This window comes from Acidobacterium sp. S8 (assembly GCF_009765985.1).
GTDB lineage: Bacteria > Acidobacteriota > Terriglobia > Terriglobales > Acidobacteriaceae > Alloacidobacterium.
This window is the reverse complement of the sequence record NZ_LMUM01000006.1, coordinates 1-20,342: the sequence shown is the minus strand read 5'-3', so window position 1 is coordinate 20,342 and position 20,342 is coordinate 1. Positions and strand designations below refer to the sequence as shown.

Annotated in this window: 15 protein-coding genes, 1 tRNA gene and 1 pseudogene; 12 read left to right on the top strand and 5 right to left on the bottom strand. The window is 52.4% G+C overall.

Annotated features, from left to right (window positions below):
* Positions 1-91 precede the first annotated feature (91 nt).
* A tRNA-Val gene (locus tag GSQ86_RS01870) sits at positions 92-166 on the top strand.
* Here GSQ86_RS01870 and GSQ86_RS23775 read toward each other — a convergent pair.
* From GSQ86_RS23775 to GSQ86_RS01855, 3 genes are read right to left on the bottom strand one after another with little or no spacing between them, the layout of a single operon-like run.
* Entirely contained in the window at positions 123-1,175 is a 1,053-nt protein-coding gene (locus GSQ86_RS23775) for a site-specific integrase (RefSeq protein WP_158748311.1), read from the bottom strand. The two genes, GSQ86_RS01870 and GSQ86_RS23775, sit on opposite strands and share 44 nt — an antisense overlap.
* Positions 1,079-1,420 carry a hypothetical protein gene (locus GSQ86_RS01860; protein ID WP_158748267.1) on the bottom strand — a complete coding sequence of 114 codons (342 nt, stop codon included), beginning with the start codon at positions 1,418-1,420 and terminating at the stop codon, positions 1,079-1,081. Before GSQ86_RS01860 ends, GSQ86_RS23775 begins: the two co-directional genes overlap by 97 nt.
* Positions 1,421-1,464: 44 nt before the next feature.
* On the bottom strand, positions 1,465-1,758 hold the full coding sequence (locus GSQ86_RS01855) for an AlpA family transcriptional regulator (RefSeq protein WP_158748266.1): 294 nt from the start codon (positions 1,756-1,758) through the stop codon (positions 1,465-1,467).
* Positions 1,759-1,964: 206 nt separating this feature from the next.
* Here GSQ86_RS01855 and GSQ86_RS01850 point away from each other — a divergent pair, with 206 nt between their 5' ends.
* From GSQ86_RS01850 to GSQ86_RS01835, 4 genes are all read left to right on the top strand, one after another.
* Entirely contained in the window at positions 1,965-3,017 is a 1,053-nt protein-coding gene (locus GSQ86_RS01850) for a LysR family transcriptional regulator (RefSeq protein ID WP_158748265.1), read from the top strand.
* Positions 3,018-3,094: 77 nt separating this feature from the next.
* Complete coding sequence (locus tag GSQ86_RS01845; protein ID WP_158748264.1) at positions 3,095-3,655, top strand: tetratricopeptide repeat protein; 561 nt, start codon at positions 3,095-3,097, stop codon at positions 3,653-3,655.
* 109 nt (positions 3,656-3,764) lie between these two features.
* Positions 3,765-5,822: a PKD domain-containing protein gene (locus GSQ86_RS01840; RefSeq protein ID WP_158748263.1), complete on the top strand. Its 2,058-nt coding sequence runs from the start codon at positions 3,765-3,767 to the stop codon at positions 5,820-5,822.
* Between the two features lie 37 nt (positions 5,823-5,859).
* Entirely contained in the window at positions 5,860-7,632 is a 1,773-nt protein-coding gene (locus tag GSQ86_RS01835; RefSeq protein ID WP_158748262.1) for a glycoside hydrolase family 28 protein, read from the top strand.
* Between the two features lie 11 nt (positions 7,633-7,643).
* Here GSQ86_RS01835 and GSQ86_RS01830 read toward each other — a convergent pair whose 3' ends face one another.
* Positions 7,644-8,642, bottom strand: coding sequence for a LacI family DNA-binding transcriptional regulator (locus GSQ86_RS01830; RefSeq protein WP_254062076.1), 999 nt, complete (start codon positions 8,640-8,642; stop codon positions 7,644-7,646).
* Positions 8,643-9,154: 512 nt separating this feature from the next.
* Here GSQ86_RS01830 and GSQ86_RS01825 point away from each other — a divergent pair.
* From GSQ86_RS01825 to GSQ86_RS01815, 3 genes are all read left to right on the top strand, one after another.
* Positions 9,155-12,067, top strand: a complete 2,913-nt coding sequence (locus tag GSQ86_RS01825; protein ID WP_158748260.1) for a carboxypeptidase-like regulatory domain-containing protein — start codon at positions 9,155-9,157, stop codon at positions 12,065-12,067.
* A gap of 148 nt (positions 12,068-12,215) precedes the next feature.
* Positions 12,216-12,671, top strand: a complete 456-nt coding sequence (locus GSQ86_RS01820) for a hypothetical protein (RefSeq protein ID WP_158748259.1) — start codon at positions 12,216-12,218, stop codon at positions 12,669-12,671.
* Positions 12,672-12,819: 148 nt separating this feature from the next.
* Positions 12,820-13,887 (top strand): LacI family DNA-binding transcriptional regulator, encoded by a 1,068-nt coding sequence (locus tag GSQ86_RS01815; protein ID WP_158748258.1) that lies wholly within the window; start codon positions 12,820-12,822, stop codon positions 13,885-13,887.
* 589 nt (positions 13,888-14,476) lie between these two features.
* Here the strand turns inward: GSQ86_RS01815 and GSQ86_RS01810 are convergent.
* Positions 14,477-16,369, bottom strand: coding sequence for a PAS domain S-box protein (locus GSQ86_RS01810; RefSeq protein WP_158748257.1), 1,893 nt, complete (start codon positions 16,367-16,369; stop codon positions 14,477-14,479).
* Between the two features lie 1,240 nt (positions 16,370-17,609).
* On the opposite strand from GSQ86_RS01810, the pseudogene GSQ86_RS23770 reads away from it, so the two are divergent.
* From GSQ86_RS23770 to GSQ86_RS01795, 4 genes and pseudogenes are all read left to right on the top strand, one after another.
* Positions 17,610-18,011, top strand: a pseudogene (locus tag GSQ86_RS23770) (DUF899 family protein); the annotation flags it as partial.
* Complete coding sequence (locus GSQ86_RS22915; RefSeq protein ID WP_216840969.1) at positions 17,972-18,382, top strand: DUF899 family protein; 411 nt, start codon at positions 17,972-17,974, stop codon at positions 18,380-18,382. The pseudogene GSQ86_RS23770 and the gene GSQ86_RS22915, both read left to right, overlap by 40 nt.
* A gap of 235 nt (positions 18,383-18,617) precedes the next feature.
* Positions 18,618-18,818, top strand: coding sequence for a hypothetical protein (locus GSQ86_RS01800; protein WP_158748256.1), 201 nt, complete (start codon positions 18,618-18,620; stop codon positions 18,816-18,818).
* Between the two features lie 176 nt (positions 18,819-18,994).
* Entirely contained in the window at positions 18,995-19,999 is a 1,005-nt protein-coding gene (locus GSQ86_RS01795) for a YihY/virulence factor BrkB family protein (protein WP_371719990.1), read from the top strand.
* The last annotated feature ends 343 nt before the right edge of the window (positions 20,000-20,342 follow it).

Sequence of the window (20,342 nt, the reverse complement as noted above, 5' to 3'; positions counted from 1 at the left end):
AAAGAACATACATGAGGAGCGGACGCTTCGATCAGAATGTTGGCAGAGCGGTTCGTGGATGATACTCTAAGTGTGGTTTTCCTTCCCGAAAGGGCGCATAACTCAGCGGTAGAGTGCCACCTTCACACGGTGGAAGTCGTAGGTTCGAATCCTGCTGTGCCCACCAATTCTTTCAACAACTTAGGCACTGTGACGGTCGAAGCGTTTGCGGCTTTTTGTGGCAAATCGTCGGAAGACTGATTTTCTCCTCCTTTCATCAACATTGCATACACCGATCCGACCATCGCCTGTACGCTATCTGGCAACTCCTGCATGTATTCGTTGGCTGTCGTATCAGGCCGTGAATGCCGGAGGTGGGCCTGGATGTCTTTGACCGATCCCATCTTCTGCGCCTGCGTCGCCATCGTCCGTCGCATGACCTGGAAGTTCAGCTTCGGGACACCCAATGACTCCGCCAGCGGCTTCAGAACCCGAAAACGGTAGTTGTCCGCATCCATGAATCCGCAGTCGGCGTTTGGGAAGATAAACTCCTCCGAAGACGCCTTCCGGTGCTCCGGCTTCGTACAGGAGCCGTTCTCACAGGAGGCCTTCTTGCATTCCATCTTCCAGCGCAGCAGCTCATCCGCCAGACCATTCGGCAGGTGAACTTTAGTGAGACTGCCGGGTGTTTTGCCGAACGACCTGAGTTTCCTGCGATAGACGGTTTCAGTCAGGGTTAGCGTGTTCTGGTCATCGAAGGATCTCCATCGCAGCGCGAACAACTCGCTGGGGCGAAGCGCCTCCGTCATGTCGAGCATGAGCAACAGGCGATCCCGTCTGCCTGCGTTCGCCAGGATCAGCCACAGCTGTTCCCAACTCAGCACCTGCTTATCCTTAGGCCGGAGGTTCTTAGGGATCCTGAGCTTCCGGCTTGGATCCTTCATCAGATATTCCTGCTCGATCGCTTCGTCGAAGATGGACTTCAGATAGGAGCGCGCCTGCTTCACTCGGTCCTGCGAGTATCGCTCCGCAAGACTGTTCAGGTGTGTCTGCAGCGCAAACTTGTCAAACGAATCGAGCGGGTACGCTCCGAATCGATTTACGAGATCGAGCTGAATCTGAGAAATCTTTTCTTTCGCCGTTTCTGGCCGCCAGTCCCCTTGCGAAGCGGAAAGTAGCGATTGAGCACAAACCATTCGAAGGTGACAGAGCTGTCCTTGAGGACACGCCCTCCAAGGTTTTGACCCGTGCGTTTGGTGACTTCTACTCGCAGCGCTTCACGCGCCTGGAGCTTGGTCATTTTGGTTTTGAGGGCGAGCTTGACGCAAACTTTCTTGACTCGCTCCTCGCCGGTTTCAGGATCGAGGACCGTTTGCCGGAAGTAGCCGAACCACTGCTTCCCGCGTAACGAAACCCAACCTGCTTGATGCGATTTACCCATCGATTCCTCAATTTCTGCGGGGGAAAGAAGTGGGCACTCCTATTCTAGACGGCACGCCGCCGAAGTGCCGACAGCCGCTCATGCTCATCGATGAACAACTCAATGCCGCTAGCACGATAACGGAGTGTTCCATCTCCCATGCGAATGACGGGGAGAAGAGGTTTCTTGCGCGACGAGTGATCCCAGACCCAGTCCGTGCTGACATTGAGACGCTTCGCCACATCTTCTGCGGTAAGAAGCGGTTCTAGTTCGGGTGATCTCTTTGGCGGCTTTCTGATAAGGTCCTCCGACCTCACGACATCAGCAAGAGAAGGAGGTGTTGTAGATCTGTCGTCCATTGGCATCTCCACTTCATCGAGAGTGAAGTGGAGAGAGACTCACGTCCAATACTTCTTACCAATAAGAGCCAAGATTCTATTTATGGACGTCGTTCGGAAGCAGGAACTGAAAGGTTTCCGGATACACAGATGTTCACGAATACTCTGAGGTTCCTAATTGACGCTCGCTACATAAACAGGAACGATTGAACTGTCTACGGTTTCATGTGGTTCCTGTCTTGCCATTTTGGCCACGGAGCATCAATGCTATGTCGGATTCAGTGGATTTCCGCCATCTTGAGTACCTCGTAGCAATTCACGAGGGGAAGAATTTTACAAAAGGCGCGGAACGCGTCTTTCGTTCGCAGCCTGCTGTGAGTCAACAAATCCGTGCGCTAGAAGACGACATAGGTTTTCCGATCTTTGTGCGCGGGGGACGGGATGGAGTTTCCCCCACCCCTGCTGGTCAACTCATTCTTAACTGGGCCCGAAAAGTGTTGGCGGAGCGCCGTGAGATCGTCATCACTGCCCTCGCGATTCATAATGGAGATGTACCACCATTCAAGCTCGGATTCTCCCCTTTTGTAAATCCCCTTCTCCTTCAGGCTTTTCGCGCCGCCTACGGTGCGCTCTTTCCCGAATGCGGAATTCAACTCTCGAGCGGGCATACGACGCATTCGCCGCAGCGACTGAATCATGGTTCTTTGGATTGCGCCGTCCTTCCAATGCCCATAGATAGGGACCTATGGAACGTATTACAAGTTGCGCAATCTCCGCTCGTCCTATGTATGCACAGAGACGATCATCTCGCCTGTCAGACGCAGGTAGACATCCGTCAGGCAGCACCGCGAATCAGAATCTTTCGCGATCCAGAATTGCATCCTTCTGCCCATGTCCGATTGATTGAGCTGTTCGCAGAAGTGGGAATTTCACTAGAACTAGCAAATTCAGCAGCCACACCCTCTGACATGCAATGGATGATTAAGGAGACAGGCGGGTTGGCGCTGATTGACCAGCTTGCTCCCTTGGATTTCGGAGTAGTTACGCGTCCTCTTGCAGGCCTTAGTTGGACAGCGGACACAGCATTCGTAACGAGTAAAGAAGCATCGCATATAGCGCTTCCATTTGTGGAGAAATATCTGAGAGAGAACGATCTGAGTGTTGAGCGCAAGCAGTCTCATGCGCTTATTGGGCAAATGATTATGAACGCAGCGCGTTACAGGCGGAAAAAGCACTTCGGCAATCTGCCCACAATTCTGAAGCTCTCTATTGGTCGATAAAAGCGAATGAGCGCCGCGCAATCGCAGCGCTTTCTCATTTCGAAGATCTTGCGCCCCATTCACCTGCAACCTACGACATGGTGGGCGATCTCTACCGCCATCAATGCCAGCCTGACAACGCGATGAGTGAGTATGCTAAGGCACTCGCCATCGACTCACATGATCCTGCGGCGCAATTGGGGATGGCTGCGATCCAGTTGTCAGAGGGGCATCCTGAACAGGCTGTATTGCTGGCACAGGCTGCTCTCGCTGATCGTCCACAGGATTTACAACTGAATCTGATGATGTCGGAGGCCTTAGTAGCCAGCCATCAATATACAGAGGCTAAATCATATCTGGAAAAATGCCTCGACGCGCCAGCTGATTTGTTACCACAAGTACATGGATTGCTGGGCCGCGTAGATGCGGCGGAAGGAAAGACTTCATCAGCTATTCAGCAATTGGAACTGGCGCTTCCAAGCGACAAAGATGGCAGTCTCCACTACCAGCTTTCACGTCTTTATCGAAAGAGCGGCGATACGGCTCGCGCTCAGAAGGCGACTGTCGAAGCACAGGCTCTTGCCAATGCACGGCTGGTCAGCGCTACGATTGCTATTCGTGAGACAACAGCTTTAAACCCGCAGAGAACCAACCAATGAATCTCCAATAATAAGGAAGGCTACACGATTGTTCGCCCGAACCTCTCGTTTGTTGTTTCCATTCAGCTTTGTTTCTCGCCAAAGATTTCGACAGCTATGTCTATGTTGTATGTTGCTGGCTTACGTACCTGTCCTCCGCGCCTACGCTGCATTGGATGCTAAGATTGCACCAATTCCGGCAGAAGTAAGCTCCAATCACTTTATCGTGAGTGTCAACGCGAGCCATTCGCCGGTGATGCACGCAGCGGGCGGCTACTACCTTTTGAATTTCGATCTGGACGGTCCTGCACAGATCACGGTGACAGCGAGCGATACACACTACTGGGACGCGGGTGTCGAAGTTCAGCCAATGCGGCTCGGCATTCGCCCGCATCGCGAAGGAGCATCGATTACATTCCCGCTTGACGGACCCACGAAGCTATCCATTACGCGTCCGGGAGAGCACTTCGGCGACTCGGAGATGCTATTCCTCTTTGCCAATGCGGCTGACCGCTCCGGTATTACTGCTGCGACTTCAAATGTGCGCTATTACGGGCCGGGAGTGCACCGCGAAAACATCGACGCTCATAGTGGCGACAATATTTACCTCGCGGCGGGAGCAGTCATCTTCGGCTCACTCAATATCTGGCAGGTACACGATGTGCATGTCTCTGGACGCGGCACAATCATTTACGATGGCCCTCAGAACCCGAGTCACGATGAAGGCTGGATGCACAAGCCGAACTGGCACGTCATTGTGATGGACAATGCGCGCAACATTGATATCGAGGGTATTACCGGCATTGTGCGCAGCCGCACATGGATGGTTCAGATGCGAGACTCGCGCCAGATCACGTTTCGCAATGTGAAGATTATCGGCAACTGTCCCGGCAACGCAAACCAGGACGGCATGGACTGGCTGGGTGGCGGCGACACGCTGGTGCAAGACTCATTCTTTCGAGCGTCAGACGACATCTTCGCGATGTATGGCAACTGGGATGGTTATAGCGAGGCAGCACTGACCACACCCGGCCACGAGGTTAGCAACATCACCATCGACAACAGCATTCTCTCTACCAGCATTTCAAATGTCGTCCGAGTGGGGTGGCCGAGGAAAATTTTCGACAGCCATAATTTTACGCTGCGGAATTCGGATGTGATTCATGCAGGCTTTGGAGGCTGCGGAATTCCGTTTGCGCTCTTTGAAATATGGGCTGATCCTGGCGGTAAAGGCAGTCATTCTGGCTACCACTTCGACAACATCCGTTTGGAAGATTGGTATTCGCTGGCACAGCTTCGTCAGCCGAACCCGAAAATCCGAGACGTGACCTTCACGCATATCTGGGCAATGAATGGTCCAGGGATGGTTCCGTCAGCTTTGAAGGGGGATGTTGCCGGAGTTTCATTGCAGGGAGTAAATCTGGGACAGGGCGAAGTAGATCAGGACAGCGAATTGCCGCTCGAAGTCCTGAACGATGCGAAAAGCCCGCAGTACGAGAAGAATGATCTCGATATCGGATTTTCTTATACGCCAGGGCTTCTGCGTCCCGGCATGGAAATTACGTTCACTGCCAGTGGGCTGTCCAATCTGCATTATCGATGGTTGTTTGGCGATGGAACGACAGCTGAAGGCCAGACTGTGAAACATGCTTTTCCAGATGCAGACGGTACCTTGCTCGAGGGCAGTGGGAGCTTCCGCATACTGCTTTATAGCAGCGATGGCATCGGTAGAGAAGCATGGTATTCGCAGATAGTTGTGATTTCCGATTCATTGCGCGCAGCACAGGAGAACGGCGATAGAAGTCTTCAGCAGGGCCTGATACCGGTCGATGGGAATAAGAAAAGCGTTGAAGGTTTTATCCGTGTCCCTGCAGATGGTGGATACGCGTTTACTCTTCTGACGAGCACTACAGCGTCGCTCATGATCGATGGTGTGCGCGCTCACAGCCCTGTACTGCGTCCGCAGGTCTGCGGTTCACCTGGGAATGCTGTGCAGCCTGTGCGTTTGAGCCTAGCGCTTGCTCGTGGGCTTCATCGCATTCAAATCATGCGGGAACCAGAAATAGAGAATGCGGACGTCGCTTCGGATCATCCATTTCTGCTCTGGCAAGGACCGGAATTGTCAATGCGGCTAGTGCCTGAGACTGCGCTCTTCCACACAGCTATTACTGGCGTGGCGCGCAAATAAGAATATAAAGAGTCGAGCATTTTACGAGGAATTTCTTTTGAAGAAATTGTTGTTTGCGCTGATCTTTCTTTTATTGCCAACCTGTGTATCTGCGCAGCCCGCACAGTTTTATAACATCAGAAGTTTTGGCGCGAAAGGTGACGGCCTCACGCTCGATACGACGGCTGTTTCTGCTGCTATTGCTGCCTGTGTGAAGAATGGGGGCGGCACAGTGTACTTTCCAGCCGGCCGATACGTTATTGGCACGGTGCAGCTCTACAGCCACACTCATCTACTGCTCGATAGCGGAGCCGCACTAGTGGGAAGCCATAACATCAATGATTACCTGCCTAGCCCACCTTTCGGATTCGCTCGCAATTATGGGGTCGATATTACGGGCGAAGGTACATTGCTAGGTATGCTCATAGCTAAGGATGCAGAAGACATTTCCATTGATGGACAAGGAGAAATCGATGGTCAGGGCGACAGTTTCATGGCGCTGCGCATGTCCCATGGAGGCAATGATTATGAGGAGCAGTACGTACGCAATCCGGCGAAGTTTCAAGCTGCGATGAGCAGCATGGAATACGGCCCCGTCGAACCAGACCATCGCCCTGGAACCATGATGGTGTTCTTCCATTGCGCGAACGTGATGCTGCATGGCATCACGCTCCGGTCAGCCCCGAATTGGACGCTCCACCTGCAGGATGTAGAAGGCGCGGCGATCTCCGATATTCAGATCCTCAACGATCCCAGGATTCCCAACAACGACGGCATCGACTGCATGAAGTGCCAGCACGTACGGATTTCCAACTGCAATATCGATACCGGCGATGACGGCTTTGCCATCGTAGGCAGCGAGCATGTGAATGTGAGCAACTGCTCTATCTCCTCACGGTCGGCAGCCATTCGCCTGGAGAGTACGAAACTGAGCACCTTTACCGGCCTCAGTATGGACACGAATCGAGGTATAGCCATATTTGCCAACGGATATGTAGGCCAGGAAAGCAGGCCTACCGAAGACATTACATTCTCCAATATCGTCATCAGGACACATCTCATTCCTGGCGGCTGGTGGGGCAAGGCCGAGCCAATATACATTGCAGTGCAGCCATGTGCCTCCAGCCTTCCGTGCGGAGTTCGCGTGCGCAACGTAGTTTTCAATAACATTACCGCCGAAACAGAAAACGGAGTGCTCCTATGGGGCGGCAAAGGCACACCCATCACCGGAGTCGAATTCCGCGGAGTCCAAATCCATATGCTCGTTCCCGATCCGTCGCTTAGCGAATCTATCGGTGGCAATCTTGATCTGCGCTGGACCGCTCTCACTCCGCGTGATGGCATCGTCAAAAGCGACGTTCCCGCTTTCTATGCAAAGCTGGTGAACGGACTAAGGCTGCGCGATGTTCAAGTCGATTGGGCTGATTCAGTCCCCTACTACTTTTCCGAGGGCATCCGAGTCGAAGACTTCCACGATCTCACCATCGACAGCTTTCAGGGACGTCAGGCACAGTCTGCCAGCGGTGCGGCAATTGCCCTGCAAAACGGTTCAGGAGTATCAATCACCAACTCACGTGCGTTGCCGGGCACGCAGACCTACGGAGTCGATATTGCTGCCTTGGCGCTGCAATTCTGCCTGGCGCATCGTCTCATCTCTACCACGCTCGTAGGTATGTCTACTGCTGCGGAGGTTGAAGCAAATCTGGCTGCCGCAACAAGAGATCCGGAGCCGGAGTTGTTTCGGAGAATACGGTCAGGCTTGGATTCGGAAGTTCTTGTACCGTGGAGGTCAGGCAGACCGGAAAATCAAGATCTTCGGAACTCTTTTTAAATAGCAAATTCCTATAGCCGCCGAGTGGAAGCGCGCACCACTAACTCCGGATTTAGGATATAACTGCGCGGGAGCGGCCTCTGTTTGGCTTCAATCAGAGACAACACCAATTCTGCCGCTCGTTGGCCTATCTGTTGGCTATGTTGATCAATGCTTGAAAGCGGCACACGCAGACAGTCATCGTAATGCAGGTTGCCACAACCGATGAGAGCGATGTCTTCGGGAATTCTTAGTCCAGCGTCCATGATGGATCGGATCGCACCAATTGCGAGCGGATCGTTGTAGCAGAAGACACCGTCCGGGCGCGGATTACGGTGCAGCAAAAGCCGCATAGCCTCTGCGCCCTGTTCCAGGCTTTGAGTATCCACACGGCTGCGAGCGATGACGTACTCGTCGCGGTATTCCAGTCCATTTGCAATGAGAGTTTTGCGATATCCGTCAAAGCGGCGAACTCCGGTACTATTCTCGCGTCCCCGTATATGCGCAATACGACGGCAACCGATGTCAATCAGGTGTTTTGTTGCAATTCGACCCGCCGCTTCATCGTCGATTCCAATATAGTTTGCGGCAAGGCCGGGGAGGTCGCGATCAATCAAGACAAACACCTCCTCTTTTTGCAGTTGATCGAAATCCGCGATACCGGTCCGAGTCGAGGCGATCACCATAGCGTCGAGCCTGCGGGCCTGCAGTTGTCGAATTTCCCGCTGTTCCAACTCCGGATCTTCTTCTGAGGAGGAAACAATGAGTGAGTATCCCTTGCTCTGAATTGCGGTTGACAATGCTTTGGCCACTTCGGCGAAAAATGGGTGGAGAAGGTCAGGGACAACAAGGCCTACGAGATAGCTGCGGCCCGTCACAAGGCTTCTCGCCAGAATGTTCGGTTGATAATTCAGTTCCTTGACACGCCGGAGAACGCGTTCTCTTGTCTCTTCGCCGACATCCGGATGATTTCGAAGGACTTTGGATATAGTCACCACGGACAGCCCGAGATCGTTGGCAATGTCTTTCATGCGAGTCGCCATGAGCGAAATATACAGCGGATGCCAAGGATCTGCATATCGCACAGACAGGAAGAAGTACCAGGCACGAGTAAAGGTGCTGAATTTGCTCTGATCGGATGGAACGATAGATGCTGAGCCCGATGTTGGCCTATGTTTCGATCGCAGAAAATTGCCGCCACGGAGAATTGTCTCAAGAACTTGAGGCCTGTCGTGCCAACGCAACCTAGGGGCACGTTAGAGAATCCGATCAGGGCGTCCAAAGGGGGATTGTGAAATCAGCCGCAAAATGACCTTGACAGGCTATGGATTGCGACTTATTCTGATCCAGCTTTCGGTTAAGTTAACAATAAAGTTATCGAGAACTGAGATCTTCTTAGAATCTCAGCGAGAAGATTCCGGCCGAGAGCTCTAATTTCACGGGAGGTACGGCTCGAATGAGCAAACGTTTTCTCAGATTCGCCGCTTTTTTGGCATTAGGCATAGCCCCAGGCCGGATCCACGCACAATCAAATGAGGGAGCATTGGCGGGTACAGTAACTGATCCTGCCGGCAATGCAGTCGCCGACGCGGTCGTGACGGCAGCGAATGCCGCAACCGGTCAATCTTCCAAGACAACAGCCTCACCGACAGGCAATTACCGCTTTCCAGTGCTTGTGGTCGGATCCTATGACATCACTGCTGCGGCGCCTGGCTTTAAAAGCGTGCAGCGGACCGGTGTCGCCATCCAGATCCAATCCACGACCTCTCTCGACATCCAGCTCACGGTCGGCTCCTCGACTGAAACTGTCGAAGTGAATGCGAACGCACCACAGTTGCAGACTGAGAGTTCGGATGTCGGCACTGTCGTCACGCCAAGACAGGTGCTCGATCTTCCTCTGTCAACTAACGGTGCAGCCATTCGTAACTCGCAGGATTTTGTTTTCCTGACGCCCGCCACCTATGGCACGGGGACAAACGGGGGCACCTTCGAAGGTGGCGTCTCTGGCGGCCAGGCGTTCGGGAGCGAAATCCTTTTCGATGGTGCGAGCCTTCAAGTCGAGAGCTTTGGTGATGGTTTCGCTAACGAAATTTTGCCGTCCGTTGAAGCTACCGGCGAATTCAAAGTGCTTGTCGGCGGCATTCCCGCGCAGTATGGCAGAACTACTGGGGGCGTCCAAAGCTATTCCTCAAAGTCGGGCACGAACGATTTTCATGGCGGGGCATTCGAACTTTTTCGTAACACGGCGTTAGACGCGAACACCTGGTTCAACAACTTAAGCCGCGCCCAAAATGGACCGAATGCTGGCAACGAAACTCCGGCAGACAAGAAGAACAACTATGGAGTTCTGCTTGGTGGTCCGATCTGGATACCTAAAGTCTATGACGGACGCAACAAGACGTTCTTTTTCTTCGCATGGGAGCAGTTCCGCCAAAACCAGGGCTATCAGAACCTGATCACCATTCCTACTCAAGCCAATCTTGCGGGCGATTTCAGCCAGAATCTGACAACCGTCTCCCTCGGCATTAACCCGTGCGACGGATCGACAATTTACCAGGGCCAGATTTTCAATCCGGCAACGACTCGCACCTTGCCTGATGGCACCCAATGCCGCACCGCATATCCGGGCAACGTCATCACGGGACCGCTGAGCACTGTCGCCCAGTCTATTTCGCAATATATTCCGAAACCATCGAATGGCAATCTAACAAATAACTACAACTTCACCGGAAGTTATCCGATTATCAGCACCGCAGAAACCATCCGTATCGATCAATCCTTTGGCCAGAACAACAAAGTGTTCGGTTCATACAACGTCCGCGATAATGTGCGCAACAATAACATCGGAGGTCTGCTGCAGTTGCCGCTCAGCAGCTTTCTGACCTTTCAAGACCTGCCAACACACATCGTCCGCATCGGATATGATCACATCTTCTCGCCCAGGCTCCTTAATCACATGCTCATAGGCTATACACGGGTGCTGAATAAGGAAGCCTTCATTACTGCGACGCAGGGAAAAGACTGGCCGACTACGCTGGGAGTTCCAGGAGGCAGCGGTCCGCTTTTTCCTGGTATCGGCATTAGCGAGGGCAGCACGGTAAGCTTCGGAAATATAGAGCCGCTCTCAAACCAGGGCTACAATTCCAAGATCTCTGATAACTCTTATTACTTCGGAGACAGTGTCTCCTGGACGAAAGGTCGCCACAACTTCGCGATTGGTGGCGAATACCGATATGAGTTGTCTATATCGGGTTTCGTGAGTCTGACAAACGGCAATTTCTCCTTCGGCAGAGAACAGACTGCTGCGACCGTGGGTACCTCGTCGGCCAGCGGCAATGGCGTTGCCAGCTTCCTTCTAGGCCAGGTTGCGAATGTCTATGGCACGAACAGCCTTGTCACGGTAAGGAATGTCGGCCAGTATTATGCGACCTATATTCAAGACGAATTCAAATACAACCGCGACCTGAATTTGTCCCTTGGCCTTCGCTACGATGTCGATTTGCCTTTCAAAGAAGGACACAACATCGGATCTCAATTTGACCCAAACTTCATCAATCCAGCCACAGGAATCGATGGCGCGCTGGTTTTCTCGGGCAGCGGACCGGGTCGTGACGGGTTCAGTTCCCGATGGGTAAACGTTTATTACAAGAATATTGAGCCGCGCGTCGGCTTCACCTGGTCGCCGTCATCGCTTGACCACAAGAGCGTATTCTCGGCCACATACAACGTTCTTAACGCCGGAATCTTCGAGTGGCAGCAGATTTATGCCGGAATACCAGCTGGGTATTCGCTGACCGGCCAACTGAATAACGTTTCCAATCCTTTTGGCGCTGCTGAATTACTTGATCCCTCTTCTACGGTCAGCCCAGGCATCGTCAATCCTGGCCAGTACGGCGTTCCCGCAACGGGCAACTCCGTCAACTTTGATCGAACCCAACTAAACAATCAGTCAATCCCCTGGAATCAGCGAGGCTTCGGTCGTCCTGGCTTCTACCAAACCTGGAGTGCCACCGTGCAACAGCAGGTAGCAACTGACCTAATCCTTACACTTGGTTATCTGGGTTCTCGTGGTACCCACCTTGGATCAAACCTGCTGTCAGTCAATAACATCAATCCCTCCAATTTCAATTTGGGTGCAAAGCTGAACGATCAAGCCACTAACCTGCCTTATCCTGGCTTCACTGGAACTGTCGCTCAGTCCCTACGACCCTATCCCCAATATTCCTTCATCAATACGGCAGCATACGGCGAGAACCTTGGCCAATTGAGCTATAACGCGATGACCGCCAAACTTGAACGGCGCTTCCATAACGGTCTGAATCTGTTGGCATCTTATACCTGGTCAAAGATCCTCACTGATACCGGGAATATCATCGGAGGGAGCTTGGGCGGCGCTTATACGGCCAATATCCAGAATCCATTCAATCTCAAGGCGGAGAAAGCGGGTTTCGCCTGAGGACACGCCCCATATATTTGTAGTCAGCTACCTTTACGATTTGCCGTTCGGAAAGAATAAGGCCTTTCTCAGCCAGAACCACGTTCTGAATTACTTTGTCGGCGGATGGTCCGTCACGGGCATTCAGCGTTACCAGAGTGGACAGCCTTTGGGTTTTGGTTGCGCAACTGGTGTGCCAGGATTCAGCAACTGTATTCGTTGGAATCTTGTAGCTGGCCAGCAAATCCAGTCAGCGGCTCGTCGCAACAAGTCGTTCAATCCCGCGGTGCCAGGTCAGAATATCTGGTACAACCCGGCAGCTTTCAGCGATCCTAATGCCAATGTGACCGCTGCCTCTGGCCTTCCTTACAGCTTTGGGAATAAGCCTGCGTATCAATCAAATGATAGAAGTTTTCCTTACATGGAGGAAGACTTCGGGCTCATCAAGAGAACGCCGATTACAGAAAGGATAGGTCTTCAGTTTCGCGCAGAGTTCTTCAACGCTTTTAATCGACATGTTTTTGGGAATCCGGATGGGAATCCGTACGATAGCGGCTTTGGCATAGTGGGTTCTACAAACAACAGTCCGCGAAACGGGCAATTAACTCTCAGAGTCGAATTCTGACCTCTCCCAGAGGCGAATTCAGGCGGAGGAATTTAATGATAACTTTCCTTCCCGAATTCGCCTCATTTTTTGGTCACAAACGCGCCAGAAGATCACAGAACTGAATCAGTCTACCTCGCAAACACCATTGCATTTACTTGGAGCGAAGATGGCAAGACAGCGCAGTCTCAATAAGGATGGAGTGGATATTCATTCCGTGGCGAAGGCTGCACGCGTTTCGACTGCAACGGTTTCGCGGACCATTAATGGTAAGGAAAGCGTTTCTCCAAAATTGAGAAAGCGCGTTTGGCGGGCAATCGAAAAACTGGATTATGTTCAAAACTCCCATGCCCGGTCGCTAAGTTCTGCTCGCAGTAAGCTGCTTGGGCTCATAATATCGGAATCGATCGGTTCAAGTTTCATTCATCTGATGCATCACTTCGAAGATGCAGCCTTCTTAAATGGCTACGATCTCCTCATTGGCACGGTAAACGCGACCAGCAGAGGAACAGACATCCTTATCCGTCAGATGATCCAACGCGGAGTAGAGGGCGTAGCGGTCTTAACCAACAGCATCGAACAGCTACCCATTGATCCTTTTCTTCGGCACGGTATTCGACTCATTCTTCTGCAACCAAGGCAAACGAATCCGCAAATTGATGCAATCTGCCTGGACCTGAAGGACGCTGCCGACCGGTCCGTGCAGCATTTCGCAGTTCTTGGCCATCGGGAAATAGCCTTTGTAGGCGGGCACCCTAACAGCACTTTTCCAGAGATTTCATCGTCGTCTTTTTTAGCCGCCATGAACAAGATTGGATTAGAGGTTCGCCCTAACCGGATCGTGAGAGATGATTGTGACGACTTGAGAGTTCTTGAAAACCTACTGGAGCGAGATACCATTCTTACGGCGATAGTCTGCTCCAACGATGTTGTGGCATTGAAGATGCTTCGAGCGATAGAAGCCAAGAATTTGGAAGTGCCAGGTGACATTTCAATTATTGGCTTTGGCGACGTCTATCTGGCGCGCCACGCGCATCCACCATTGACTACGATTCGGATGTCACAGAAAGATTTAGCTATGCAAGCCATTGGCTTACTTTGTCCCGTCAAACAGCATAAAGGATATCCAACCAAAGCAAATGCAATAAATCTTAGTTTGACAGTCAGACAAAGTACGGCATTTCCACGAAACTCGGTACTCAATCAAAGATTCGGCGCAATCCGTTCTATACGCTAACGGCAGTCAGTTAAACACGAGTCCGCAAGAGTACATACTGAGATCTTGGTGAAATCCAATACCCAGATAATACTTATCCTTACGTGATTTCTGGGAACAAAAGCATTTGGGTGCCCCAAGGAAATAGGGGCGACTCACATCCGCATACGAGCGAACTGTACGATGTACAGCATCAATGGGTTTCTCTTGCGTAACGAGAGCAATGACGGTTCCTGATCGGAAAGGTCACTTTCCAGATCAGCATGTTGAAGTAAGAGGGCACATGGTCAACACATGTGACACGTCGGAATTTTATACATACACTCAGCGTGCCCTTGAGCAGTGTTCCTTTCCTAGGAGGAAAGATTGCGGCACCGTTTAGTGGTGCTCGTGATTCGTTTTTGTCAAGGGTCACTCCAAAAGGTGTCTTCGAGCATTTCGATCAGGACCTCTCAATGGAGGAGTCTTGATCGTCGGGTGCATTTACGCGTAGCTGCCACTACGTCGGAATCGCTCAGTTTTGCTTGTTTTTCTGCGGCAGGAAGCACAGCCCGCAGCCGGATTCGATATCCGCCGTAATGGGAATCCAGCATTCAGCGCGACGCCACGTTCAAGCTGACGCATAATCTTCGAGAAGTATCACGCTAAACACTGTACCGGATCGGGTAGCGTTACAACGGCTCCGCATTTGGATGCTTCCGCCATGTTTTACAACGAGTTGTTTCGTCACCCAAAGACCAAGACCAGTACCGAAGCTCCCTTTGGTACTGAAAAATGGATCGAAAATTAAGGTACGAAATTCGGGGCTGATGCCGCGTCCACTGTCAGCGAATGTTACGCGGACGCATCGTCCCGTTGAGGAATTTACACACTGGCGTACCGACCCTCGAATCCGAAGGCGTCCTCCGGGCTCCATTGCGTCGATGGCGTTGGCAATAAGGTTGGAGAAGACTTGGCGAAGTTCGCCGGATACCGCGCGGACTACGAGTTCGCCGCTCCACTCCCTGCTTATGATGGCGTTCTTCATCGTGATTTTAGCTTTCAGTAGATCAATGGAGGAATCCAGTAATTCGGAGAGAGAAACAAAAACAGGGCCGCTCGACTCTCTGTAGAAGCCAAGAGACTGTCGAGTGATATGTGCGACTCTCTTCAACTCCGCGTCCGCGGCTCTGGCATTCTGGAGCACGTCTTCAGGAAGGCCATGGCTGGTTTGTATGAGATAAAGCAGGTTGATTGTTGCTTCCAGTGGATTGTTGATCTCATGCGCGATCGTGGCAGCTAAGCGTCCCAGCATGGCCAGCTTTTCACTGCGTAATAGGGCCTCTTCGGTGCGCTTGCGCAGGCTAATATCGCTGGCCGTGCCAAACCAACTTGTAATTTCACCCTTATCATTCCTTAGCGGAACGGCGCGGGAAGCGGTCCACCCAAACGAACCATCAGCTTGCACCACGCGGTGCTCCAATTGGAAGATGGCCTCTGTGCGGATAGCTTCCTCAACAGCGGCATGGACCCGCGCATGATCTTCCGGATGGATATATTTCTGTAACCAGTTCCGGTCTGGCTCTGCAGTGTCTGCGAGAAAATCGTGCCCACGGAGCTGTCGCATCTCTGTCCAGTCCGAACTCATTTGATACACCACATCCGCAGTGGCTTGCACTAGCGCCCGGAAGCGCTGTTCGCTAGCACGCGATGCCTCCTCAGCTCGCCTTCGCTCGCTGATGTCTATGCAGTATTCTGCGATGGTTCCGTCTCCAAGGTCCCGGCCGGCAAACAGCATCCACCGTCTCGTTCCGTCCTTTAGGAAGTATTCTTTTTCGTACGGTCCGATGCGTCCCGTCTTCGCGAAATTCTGCATCTGCTGTTCACTGATCTGGACCCACTCGGGAGGAGTGAATGTCCGCCATGTGATTTTCTGAGTGGAGATTTCCTCCCGAGTGTAGCCAACCATGCGGAGGAAAACATCGTTCGCCTCGACGACTCTTCCTGTGTAGTCGAAGAATATGACACCCACCGCGTCCGTCTCCAGCACCCGCTTCAAGCGGGCTTCGGCCTCGGATCGCGCGTGCTCGGCAATCACGCTTGGCGTCGTATCCAAGCCTACGGCAAAGATGCCTACAACCGCCCCCTTTTCGGCATGGATGGGGCTGTACGACAGGTTGAACCAGCGATCCTCTGGACGACCATGTCGTATGTAGCGATAGCGTTGGTCTTTGAGCACAATACTTTCGCCGGCCAGCACTCGCCTGGCCATCGGCTCGTAGATTTCCCCAATCTCCGGAAACACATCGAGGATCGGCCTTCCAAGAGCTGCTGGATGGTGGTCACCTATCAGTTCTATATAGGCATCGTTGTAAAAGAGTATTAGCTCCTTGCCCCATTGCAGGGTCGCTGGGAAGGCGCAGCCAAGCATCGAATCGAGAGCAAAACGAAGACGTGGCTCCCACGTCCCCATCGAACCCAGTTGAGTAGAAGACCAATCGAACGCAAGGATGGTTTCTGCCATAGTTCCGTTAGCGAAGAGCCAGTGATTTTGTTTACCGGAAAGTTCCTTCGATAGCACGAGCCCCAACCCTGCCATCTCTGGGAATGTACTCGCCCCAGAGTGAATTCCTGAACAATTTATGTTCCATCTGAGTATAGCTAGTCAGTCGAATCAATATGAATACCTTGGTTCGAAGCAAAACTCATCAGTAAGCGTGACAAGTAATTTGTAATTCGACCCTCCGTTCTTCCGCGCTTAAATATAAGACTGCTTGCGGGCTAAGTCTGCTATTATCAACGCGGGATGACCCTAAAACATCGACTGTGGACTTTCGGATTTGTGACTCTGGGAATGGTGATTGGAGCTTCTTGTGTCGCCGATCCAAAAGTGGTTGTACCAGACGATTTTCACGGTCCAGTAAGTATTATGTTTTGCATGAGCGGGAAGGGGACAGCACCGTTTTTCGTTGGCGAGAATGGTGAGGCTCGCTCATCCGTCTGCACGAAGACGGTTACAAAGTTCGCCATAAAACGAAGAGATGGTGAAGCAATCAACATCTCCAAGATTGACATTATGACGACGGGCGACGGCATAGTTGTCGGCGCGAAATTTAACGTTCCATAATGCCACGATTGCGGCGCGTTTCCGCTAACGAAATCAGTCCGAGCATCAGTCCCTAGTGTGACGGAAGTTGGCATACTTGCGGCATTCCAGAGGATATACGGATAATGCTGCCGATTGGCCTGACTGAGCATCACCGACCATGGAACGCTGGACTATGATAAGCACTCGAAAGGATTTGCCAGTGGCGCTTCTTATGGCAACCATCCTAATCGGTTTACTTTATGCGTTTTATGAAGCGTCAATCCAGGAGGACCATTCCTATCCCGTCCGCATAGGCTGAAACTTGTTGCTGAGAATCCCTTCCGCCGCGTCGCCGCGAAGCCAGATCACGCGCCCGGTATGCAGAATTCCCTTGGAAGCATTAGTTCCCTTCTTGCTTTCGTCTGCACACTCATACCGGTGTCTAGCGTAGATGTAGATCAAAGGATCTTAGATGTGCGCGACACGCAATAAAAGGCCGTAAAGGTTTTCGCAGGACATCTACAGATTTCGATTGGCTGATAGAGCCTCCCGCTCCGCGCAGTAATCACTCGCAGTAAATAATTTGTCCTCGGAGACGCTGTCTTCGTCTCGATATCGAAAGGTGAGTGAGGCACTCCTGTCATGATCGTTCGATATCGGTGCACGCATCCAATCAATGAGATTTGCCGGGCGAGCGCGTGCCGGCTGGCTTAGGAGGTACGACATGACCCACGAATTCCAGAGCGGAACCTACCGGCAGACGAATCTTACGAGTGAGTCCGAAGAATATCTTGCAAAACGCGAAGAGCTGCGCCTGGCGGAGATTGAACTCATGCAGCACTGCGAAAGAGTGGCAGCGCTGAGGCGCGCGTTACCTCTAGGCCCAGCTTTGCAGGATTACGAATTTCTCGAGGGGCCGATCGCCCTCGACGAGGGCGACGAGCCCATACACACCGTAAAGCTCAGCGAACTTTTCACGACGGCGGGCCGTCCCCTGGTGATCTATCACTTGATGTACGGCAAGAAACAGGTCAAGCCGTGCCCGATGTGCACGATGTGGATCGACGGAGCCAATGGTGTGACGCAGCAATCGCTCAGAACATCGATTTTGCCGTTGTCGCGGCAGCGGATCCGCAAGCGTTGCGCGATCACGCACGCGCACGCGGCTGGAGTGATGTACGTTTGCTCAGCACGGGATCGAATACATTCAAGTGCGATCTCGGCAGCGAAGACGCCAGCGGCGAACAGGATTCCGCCGTCTCTGTCTTCACGAAAGATGCCGGCAATACCGTCCGGCATTTCTATACTACGCATCCGAGAATGGCGCCAGAAATCAAGGAGCGCGGCATCGACTTGCTCGCGCCGGTGTGGCACTTTATGGATCTCACGCCTCAGGGCCGGGGGGATTGGTACGCTTCCCTGGCCTATGGAACAAACGCGCGAGCATAAATCAACCGGAATTGGGGCTTGCGGCGCAGGGGTCACCGCTTCAAGGCACGCTCGCCGGAGCGGTATTCATGCGGCTGGCACGCAGTGCGCTGGACGTGGAGCGGAAAGACTTTAGCTGCCTGGATCCAATGGATATGTTCGAAACGGTAACTATTCCTGAGCCGGCGGCAACCGCGCGTCCGCGTTCCTACTCCTATGACATAAGTGACGATTATACGCACGATAAAGGAGATTTATGGCACACGAGGAACATAAGCAAGCCGCGGAACATCACGAAAATGCAGCGAAATCGCATCGCAATGCTGCCGAACTCTACGAAAAGGGCAGTCACGATGAGGGACATCAGCATTCGCAGAAGGCGCATGAACATTCTACGAAGGCGCACGAACTGACGAATGCAGCACATAAGAAATCCCAGGAGAAAGCAAAGAAATAGCTGATTTCGCACAGCTGAACGGGCTGCTTAGCCGCCCGTTTCTGTCTTGGGACGCTCGAAGGACAGATCAAGAAACTGAACCGGACAATCCTCGGTCAGACCACCAGTTGGGTTGGATTGAGCATCCATACCGACAGTTCGATCGTGCGCAAATACGGCAATCTAAGGCCCCCCAAATCATCCGTGCCGATCATCTTCCGAACACGTCTACCAGCCAGCGGCAGAAGCGCATCTGGGAGATTGTCTCCTGCTCGCCTCTTTCATCACTCTGGAACCTTCGGGGAATCTCTGTTCGTGTAATCGCACAACGAACATGGAAATCTGTGATGGCCGACAGGCTATTCGGCCACGCCGCCGAACTTGGCTTCTACTTCCTTTTCGCTCTCTTTCCTACACTGTTGAGCGCCAGTTCTATCCTCGGTATTGCTGCCCGTTCTGCTAACCAGATCTACACGAAGCTACTTAATTACCTTGCACTCGTGATTCCGACCGCAGCTCTGGGAACCGTGCTCGCGACCTTCAACGAGACCACCGCTGCAGTCACATCAGGCAAGATGACATTTGGTCTTATCGCTGCAATCTGGTCTGCCTCTGTCGGCATCTCCGCCATCCAGGACACGCTGAATGTTGTCTATAAAGTTGAGGACACCCGATCTTATTTCAGAGCGCGCATATATGCGATCGCTCTCACCATCATCCTCTCCATCATCTTCACACTTATCCTGGTCTGCCTGCTTGGCGGCGATTATTTTGCCACCTTAACTCTTCAACATCCTTACAATCGATTTCTAGCGATCATCGCAGCCGTCTTCACGAGACTTTTAGGTTGGTCTCTTGCTTCCGCTTTGTTAGCCCTCTCATTTGCCGTGATCTATTACTGGGCTCCCGACTTGAAGACTCGTCACTGGCATTGGCTCACTCCGGGAGGAGCTGTAGGGATAGTAGGTTGGCTTTTGGCTTCCCTCGGTCTGCGCGCCTACCTATACTTCTTCAATAACTTTTCCATAACTTATGGATCGCTCGGAGCGGTCATCGTCCTGCTCACCTGGTTCTACCTCACCGGGTTTATGCTGCTCCTGGGGGCCGAAATCAACAGTGAAATCGAAGCTGCGGCCGCCGAAAAGCGAATTCCTGTGCAGTCGCCGCTTTCGTCGCAGTCAGGACCTGCGCAGCATATGTAACAAGATCAGACAGACACAACCATTAATTCGTTTTAATTTACTCCTGCCGCCGCGATGATGTACCTTCCGACTGGTCGATTTTGTCTAGCGATTGCATCGATGTACTGTCGAATTGCTATGAAAAAAGGAACCAAGATCGATGGGTCATGAATGAAGTCAGCTGTGTTAAACCTTGCCACGTGACCTCAGCCAGGCAGCTGCGGAGCCAGCTTTTGAACGGCCGGACTGTCAGAGCCTAGCCAGTCCGGATGCCGGGCGGTGGTATCAAAGTGGGCCGTCGTCTTGAGAGTTCGTACTTTCCACTTAGTGCAGCCTCCTGGGTTTTCGAGACTAACTCTGCCAC

Excerpts from the sequence above, each read along its gene's own strand:
- GSQ86_RS23775 (WP_158748311.1), bottom strand. The coding sequence starts at position 1,175 with ATGGTTTGTGCTCAATCGCTACTTTCCGCTTCGCAAGGGGACTGGCGG.
- GSQ86_RS01860 (WP_158748267.1), bottom strand. The coding sequence starts at position 1,420 with ATGGGTAAATCGCATCAAGCAGGTTGGGTTTCGTTACGCGGGAAGCAG.
- GSQ86_RS01855 (WP_158748266.1), bottom strand. The coding sequence starts at position 1,758 with ATGGACGACAGATCTACAACACCTCCTTCTCTTGCTGATGTCGTGAGG.
- GSQ86_RS01845 (WP_158748264.1), top strand. The coding sequence starts at position 3,095 with ATGGTGGGCGATCTCTACCGCCATCAATGCCAGCCTGACAACGCGATG.
- GSQ86_RS01840 (WP_158748263.1), top strand. The coding sequence starts at position 3,765 with ATGTTGCTGGCTTACGTACCTGTCCTCCGCGCCTACGCTGCATTGGAT.
- GSQ86_RS01830 (WP_254062076.1), bottom strand. The coding sequence starts at position 8,642 with ATGAAAGACATTGCCAACGATCTCGGGCTGTCCGTGGTGACTATATCC.
- GSQ86_RS01815 (WP_158748258.1), top strand. The coding sequence starts at position 12,820 with ATGGCAAGACAGCGCAGTCTCAATAAGGATGGAGTGGATATTCATTCC.
- GSQ86_RS01810 (WP_158748257.1), bottom strand. The coding sequence starts at position 16,369 with ATGGCAGAAACCATCCTTGCGTTCGATTGGTCTTCTACTCAACTGGGT.
- GSQ86_RS01800 (WP_158748256.1), top strand. The coding sequence starts at position 18,618 with ATGGCACACGAGGAACATAAGCAAGCCGCGGAACATCACGAAAATGCA.